The organism is Actinomycetota bacterium (genome assembly GCA_019347675.1).
Lineage (GTDB): Bacteria > Actinomycetota > Nitriliruptoria > Nitriliruptorales > JAHWKO01 > JAHWKW01.
This window is the reverse complement of the sequence record JAHWKW010000016.1, coordinates 75,718-82,493: the sequence shown is the minus strand read 5'-3', so window position 1 is coordinate 82,493 and position 6,776 is coordinate 75,718. Positions and strand designations below refer to the sequence as shown.

Sequence of the window (6,776 nt, the reverse complement as noted above, 5' to 3'; positions counted from 1 at the left end):
GGTCAGCAGGCGGGGCAGTTCAGTCGGGTCTTGTCGAGGTAGGCGTTGTCGGACCAGACGCCAGCGTAGCTATCGCTGTGAACGGCTCCGTACCGGTGGGACCGGTCGAAGCGGTTCCCGCGTACGGTGCCCGATCGGTCGAAGAAGTACAGGGTGTAGCCCCCGCCGCGGAGAAGGTTGTTCTCCACGGTGACGTTCACGAGCGGGCGGATGCTCGGGGCGATCAGGATCGCAGAGGTCTGGGGGTTGCGGTTGTCGATGTGGTTATGGCGGATGATGATGTTGCGTCCGCCGGTGGACTGGATCCCGTCGTTGTGGCTGCCCTCACGAACGACGAGGCTGTGGATGTACGAATCCTCCACCAGGTTGTTGCCGTTCACGCGGATCCCGTCCATAGAGTGGTGGATATTGGCTCGGCGAACCGTGAACTCCTCACAGCAGATCGCCACCCCGACCGTGCTGGTGCCATCGATCTCGACGTCTTCGATCACCGCACCGGCGTAGCCAGACATGACCCGGATCGGGTACGTGCAACCAGCCCCGCCAGCCGTCATGGTCACACGGGTGCGTCGGACAGTGACGTTGTGCGCGGCGATGTTGATGCAGCCCACGACGTCCTTAGCGTCGACGATGGCACCTCCTTCGGTGACCGTGATCGACCCGGATGCTGTGAGAGGCACGCCAGATGGGACACCGGTGCTACCAGCATCGGGCCACTCTCCACCTGGAGAGGGGCTGGCCGCATCGGATGGTGGCCGTTCGGGGGTGGGACCGCTCCCGGATCCTTTGAGGTCGACCAGCCAGGCGTTGTCGAGGTAGTGGACCTCGCCCTGGTCGGCCTCAGCGACGAACACCCGCAGGCCGGCGTACGCGGCACCGCTCGGTGCGGTCGCCTCGCAGGTCGGGGTCATCCACTGCCCGGCGACCTCATCGACCATCGTCGCCGACGTGTGGGTCGAGACGATCTGGCCGGCCGGGTCGTACCAGCGCAACTCGCAGCGTACCGGGGACGGGGCGGTGTCCTTGGCCGGCGTCACGTCGAACCATCCCCGGTAGGTGTGACCGGCGGTGATCGGCACACCGTTGGTGCCAGGGACCGTCCCGGCGCGGGCGGTGAGGGTGTCGTCGGGCCATGACCCCGACGGGTCCACATTGACCCGCAGCGACCCGCTGCCGGTCGACGCCACGGTGCCGGCCTGCAGCGTGGAGTTGCCCTGGGGGCTCCAGCCGTCCACACCCGACTCGAAACCGTGCTGCGGATCCGACAACAGGTTCCCGTTGGGAGCTTCGTTGCTCTTGACTGGTCCCCGTGAGGGGTCCGGTCCCGGCGATCGTGCAGTCGACCGCGACGGTGACGGATCCCCGTAGGCGTCTCGTGCGACTGCTGAGTCCAAAGCACCGATCATCCCATCGGCACGAGCGGTTTGGCGCCTAGCCGGTGCATCGACAACTCTGTTGGTGTCGAGGCTCATCGGACCCGGAGTCGGCCCGGCAACGCCTTGCAGGCTATCGCTGGTTGGTTGCGTCTCGACAGGATCTCTCTGCTGGACGTCGGTGAAACCAGTGGAACCGGCTGGAGTTCCGCTAGCCCATGGGATCAGACCGCCCACGACGCCGACAACCACGATGGTCGTAAAGAACAAACGCGCCAAATCCACTCCGTTGGGGATGCCGCGCCGAGCTGTTTGAGTCTCCGAGCAGGCACGCACGGCGCTTGGCCCACGCTACTCAGGGATCTGTTCCAACGACGCTAGCAACCGGTTCGTCCCCTTGCCCAGGATGGAAGCGCCCCCAATCCGGACTGATCCTAGCGAGCCGGGGCGCATTGTCACGGCTCGCGTCGAACCGGAGGTCGTGGTCCTCCGCCCGAGACGGCCGAGTTCCGACTGAGGCTGTTGGTCGTGCTCGTCCCGACGGCCTCGGGCGGGCACGCCACCGCCGCGGCGAACCTCGATGGGTCCCGTGCCGCCGGGAGGGCGGCGGTCGCGCTCTACGGCGAGGGAGTGGCCCTCGAGCGTCCGAGCTCGGTGACACCGACGGTGAACGGTCAGATGGCCCACAAGGGGCGGCCCACATCGAGCCGCTGTGAGCAGATCATCGGCGAGGGCTACAGCGCTACGTTGTCGTACCGGACGCGGTCCGCCGATAGCGACGTTCCAAGAAGGAGGGTGGGAAGACCCTCAAGATGGTCGGACGCGCCAGGCGCTCGACGAGGCGACCTCCTGTCCACTCCTCAGTGTGTCGCGGCAACCAGCCGCTGTCGTCAGGGTCAGGTAACTCGGCCGACCGACCGGACGGGCCCACCAGGGCCGCATGAACCACAGCAACAACGGAGATCGAACTTGGTGGTTCAGTAGGGGTCAGCAGGCGGGGCAGTTCAGTCGGGTCTTGTCGAGGTAGGCGTTGTCGGACCAGACGCCAGCGTAGCTATCGCTGTGAACGGCTCCGTACCGGTGGGACCGGTCGAAGCGGTTCCCGCGTACGGTGCCCGATCGGTCGAAGAAGTACAGGGTGTAGCCCCCGCCGCGGAGAAGGTTGTTCTCCACGGTGACGTTCACGAGCGGGCGGATGCTCGGGGCGATCAGGATCGCAGAGGTCTGGGGGTTGCGGTTGTCGATGTGGTTATGGCGGATGATGATGTTGCGTCCGCCGGTGGACTGGATCCCGTCGTTGTGGCTGCCCTCACGAACGACGAGGCTGTGGATGTACGAATCCTCCACCAGGTTGTTGCCGTTCACGCGGATCCCGTCCATAGAGTGGTGGATATTGGCTCGGCGAACCGTGAACTCCTCACAGCAGATCGCCACCCCGACCGTGCTGGTGCCATCGATCTCGACGTCTTCGATCACCGCACCGGCGTAGCCAGACATGACCCGGATCGGGTACGTGCAACCAGCCCCGCCAGCCGTCATGGTCACACGGGTGCGTCGGACAGTGACGTTGTGCGCGGCGATGTTGATGCAGCCCACGACGTCCTTAGCGTCGACGATGGCACCTCCTTCGGTGACCGTGATCGACCCGGATGCTGTGAGAGGCACGCCAGATGGGACACCGGTGCTACCAGCATCGGGCCACTCTCCACCTGGAGAGGGGCTGGCCGCATCGGATGGTGGCCGTTCGGGGGTGGGACCGCTCCCGGATCCTTTGAGGTCGACCAGCCAGGCGTTGTCGAGGTAGTGGACCTCGCCCTGGTCGGCCTCAGCGACGAACACCCGCAGGCCGGCGTACGCGGCACCGCTCGGTGCGGTCGCCTCGCAGGTCGGGGTCATCCACTGCCCGGCGACCTCATCGACCATCGTCGCCGACGTGTGGGTCGAGACGATCTGGCCGGCCGGGTCGTACCAGCGCAACTCGCAGCGTACCGGGGAGGGGGCGGTGTCCTTGGCCGGCGTCACGTCGAACCATCCCCGGTAGGTGTGACCGGCGGTGATCGGCACACCGTTGGTGCCAGGGACCGTCCCGGCGCGGGCGGTGAGGGTGTCGTCGGGCCATGACCCCGACGGGTCCACATTGACCCGCAGCGACCCGCTGCCGGTCGACGCCACGGTGCCGGCCTGCAGCGTGGAGTTGCCCTGGGGGCTCCAGCCGTCCACACCCGACTCGAAACCGTGCTGCGGATCCGACAACAGGTTCGTCGAGGGACAGGTGCCCGCTCGCGTGGCTGCCGCCACCACGTCATCCGATACGGCGGCGGGGCCTCCGATGACCGTGGCGGTGGCGATCCAAGCACAGCTCTCACGTAGCCAGACCTCGGTCGCGTCACCCAACGTCTGCGAGCCGGCGCTCAGGACGATCGGCGCGAGCGCGTTCCCTGCCAGCGGACCGGCGGAGAGCGCGTCCGGGAACGTGTCACCGCGCACCACCACCACCGATCCGGCCCGGCCCGCCACCTTCACCGTGCGACGTGCCAGCTCCACCGCGGTCGCGAACCTGTCCGCACCGCCGATCCGCTCGGTTCCGATCCCCAGCTTGGCGATGTCCGCGCGAACCCTGTCCGCTACAGCTGCGGGCCCACCGAGCAGCACGGCGCGTTCGATGTCGAGCTCGACGAGCGCACGCGCGGTCTCTGCGGGAAGGTGCTCCCGGGCGGAGAGGAGAACCGGAAGCCGCTGTGCGAACGACAAAGAGGCCGCTGCTAGCGCGTCGGGGAAGTTGGTCCCGCTCGCGATGAGAGCCGTCCGCCGTCCTTCAAGTGCTCCGACCCCGCTGGCCTGCTTCAAGGCGCGGGCGACAGCTGCTGCGGTCGCGTAGCGATCGGATCCTGAGATCCGCTCGATCGCGTAGCTCTCGTCGAGTACTCGCGCCAGGGTCGGAGCGACGGCCGTGTCGCCACCGACGATGATCACCTTCTCGACGCCGAGTTCTGTCAATGCTCGTCTAGTCACTTCCGGGAGCACCTGGCGGTCGGTGAGCAGGATCGGGGCATCGAGCGCACCGGCGAGCCCGGCTGACGACAAGGCGTCCGGGTAGTCGTCGCCACGCGCAAGCAGAGCGACCGTCTGGGGGCCTTCGAAGCCGGATTTCGACACAGCAGCGCTCGTGGCGTAGCGATCGGCCCCTTGGATCCGCTGATGGGGCGGCTGCTCCCCCGCTTGACCGGCCGTGCCGGCACTTCCGGTCGCCGTACTCCCGAGGACGGCCGCCAGAGCGAAGATGGTCACGGCAAGGCGACGACGGAGACGGGTCGGACGGTCGGCATCCATGCTGTGATCTCCCCCGCGGTGGTCATAACTCAGTGTGACTCTATGCATACGTGCAGTAATCGGAGGGGCACCTAAGCACCTTGAGCGCTCGCGCACGGCGGCCACCGTCCGCACCGAACGGGGACACCTGTCCCACTGTCGGGACCAAGTGGGACACCTGCCTCTATTTGCCAGTGCCCGCGGGTCCTGTACTCACGGCACGGAACAGACCCGACACGTTCCGCAGACGACCGGAGGGCGCGTGGAGGACTTCGCGACCGTGTCGGATGCCCCCGAGCTCATCATCACGCTCGACGACCGGCCCGTCGGCGTTCTGGGCACCCCGGGCCGCCCCGCACTCCCGAACGGGATCCCCCTCAGGTCGTCTGCCGCCACCGTGGTTCTCGGGCCCAGAGGGCTAGTTGGGGCGTCCGGGTGGCAACTGGCGGCCAAGCGCACCATCGACGTGTTCGGCAGTCTCACGCTCCTCGTTGTGCTGGCCCCGGTGCTCACCGTTGTGGCGCTGGCTGTCTTGGTCACATCCCGAGGCGGTGCGCTGTACCGGCAGGAGCGTTGCGGCGAACGAGGGCGGCCGTTCACGATGTGGAAATTCCGGTCGATGTACCGCGACGCGGAAGCAAGCCTGGCCCAGTTGGTGGACCACAACCAGGGCACCGGACCGGTGTTCAAGATGCGCGACGATCCTCGCGTGACGCCCGTCGGTCGCATCCTGCGCAAGTGCAGCCTGGATGAGCTGCCCCAACTGGTCAACGTGCTGCGCGGCGATATGAGCCTGGTGGGGCCGCGTCCCCCCCTGCCGCGGGAGGTCGCCCACTACACGCCACGGGAGCGGGATCGGTTGGCAGTCAAGCCCGGCATCACGTGCACCTGGCAGGTGAGTGGTCGCTCCGACGTCGACTTCGCCAGCTGGGTGGACATGGATCTGGACTACATCGCCAACTGGTCGCTGGGCCTGGACCTGAAGCTGCTGCTGCTGACGGTCCCGGCCGTGCTGTCCGGCCGCGGTGCGTACTGAGGGTCCCCCGACGCAGCCGAAGGGGCCCGGTGTGAAAGTCGTGGTGACCGGCGGAGCCGGTTTCATCGGTGCGAACGTGGTTCGGACGCTCCTGGCCACCGGGATCGCCGACCTCGTCACTGTGGTTGATGACCTGTCGACCGGCTCCCGGGCGAACCTCCATGGCGTGGACCGCTGCCAGTTGATCCAGGGCTCCATCCTCGACCCCGCCACGCTGGACGCGGCACTGCAACGCGCCGCGGCGGTGGTCCACCTGGCTGCACGACCGTCGGTCCCCCGCTCGCTGGAGGACCCGCTGGCCAGCCACCGCGTGAACGCGACCGGCACTGTGGAGGTGCTCGAAGCGGTCCGGCGGGCGGGCTGCCCGCACGCCGTCCTGGCGTCGTCGTCGTCGGTGTACGGGGCGGAGGCGACCCTGCCGAAGCACGAACGACTCGCACCCGCCCCGCTGAGCCCGTACGCCGCCAGCAAGCTCGCCAGCGAAGCCTACGCCCTGGCGTACGGCCACAGCTTCGGCGTCCCGGTGCTGGCATTCCGCTTCTTCAACGTGTTCGGGCCCTTCCAGCCGGCCGGACACGCCTACGCCGCGGTCGTCCCGACGTTCGTGGACGCCGCTCTGGCGGACAGGCCCCTGCCCGTCAACGGCGACGGACGACAGACACGCGACTTCACCTTCGTCGGCGACGTCGCCGACGTGATCGCCGACGCGGTCCGTCGACGGGTCACCAGTCCCCGGCCGGTCAACCTCGCCTTCGGTTCACGCCGCGACCTCCTAGAGGTCGTCGCCGTCCTCGAGGATCTGCTCGGCAGGCGACTGCGGATCGAGCACCGGCCTCCTCGCCCCGGGGACGTGGCACACTCGCAGGCCGATCAGGGTCAGCTGCGCACCCTGTTCCCCGACGTGTCCCCCGTGGATTTCGCGGCCGGGCTGCGGGCGACCGTGGAGTGGATGCGCAGCGACGCACACGTAACCGAACCGACCGTCGCGTGAGAGCAGCCACACGCCTCGATTGACCTATTTCGAGCGATGCGGACGGTTCTGAACGCCAGCCCAGCGG

General features: G+C 67.8%; 4 protein-coding genes. 2 read left to right on the top strand and 2 right to left on the bottom strand.

Going from position 1 to position 6,776, the window contains the following annotated elements:
* Window positions 1-2: 2 nt before the first annotated feature.
* The gene (locus KY462_12135; protein MBW3578466.1) at window positions 3-1,268 is read right to left on the bottom strand and encodes a right-handed parallel beta-helix repeat-containing protein; all 1,266 of its coding nucleotides are present in this window, start codon (window positions 1,266-1,268) and stop codon (window positions 3-5) included.
* A gap of 1,092 nt (window positions 1,269-2,360) precedes the next feature.
* Entirely contained in the window at window positions 2,361-4,703 is a 2,343-nt protein-coding gene (locus KY462_12130; protein MBW3578465.1) for a cell wall-binding repeat-containing protein, read from the bottom strand.
* A gap of 34 nt (window positions 4,704-4,737) precedes the next feature.
* On the opposite strand from KY462_12130, the gene KY462_12125 reads away from it, so the two are divergent.
* Window positions 4,738-5,718: an exopolysaccharide biosynthesis polyprenyl glycosylphosphotransferase gene (locus tag KY462_12125; protein MBW3578464.1), complete on the top strand. Its 981-nt coding sequence runs from the start codon at window positions 4,738-4,740 to the stop codon at window positions 5,716-5,718.
* 31 nt (window positions 5,719-5,749) lie between these two features.
* Window positions 5,750-6,709, top strand: a complete 960-nt coding sequence (locus KY462_12120) for an NAD-dependent epimerase/dehydratase family protein (GenBank protein MBW3578463.1) — start codon at window positions 5,750-5,752, stop codon at window positions 6,707-6,709.
* Window positions 6,710-6,776: the final 67 nt, after the last annotated feature.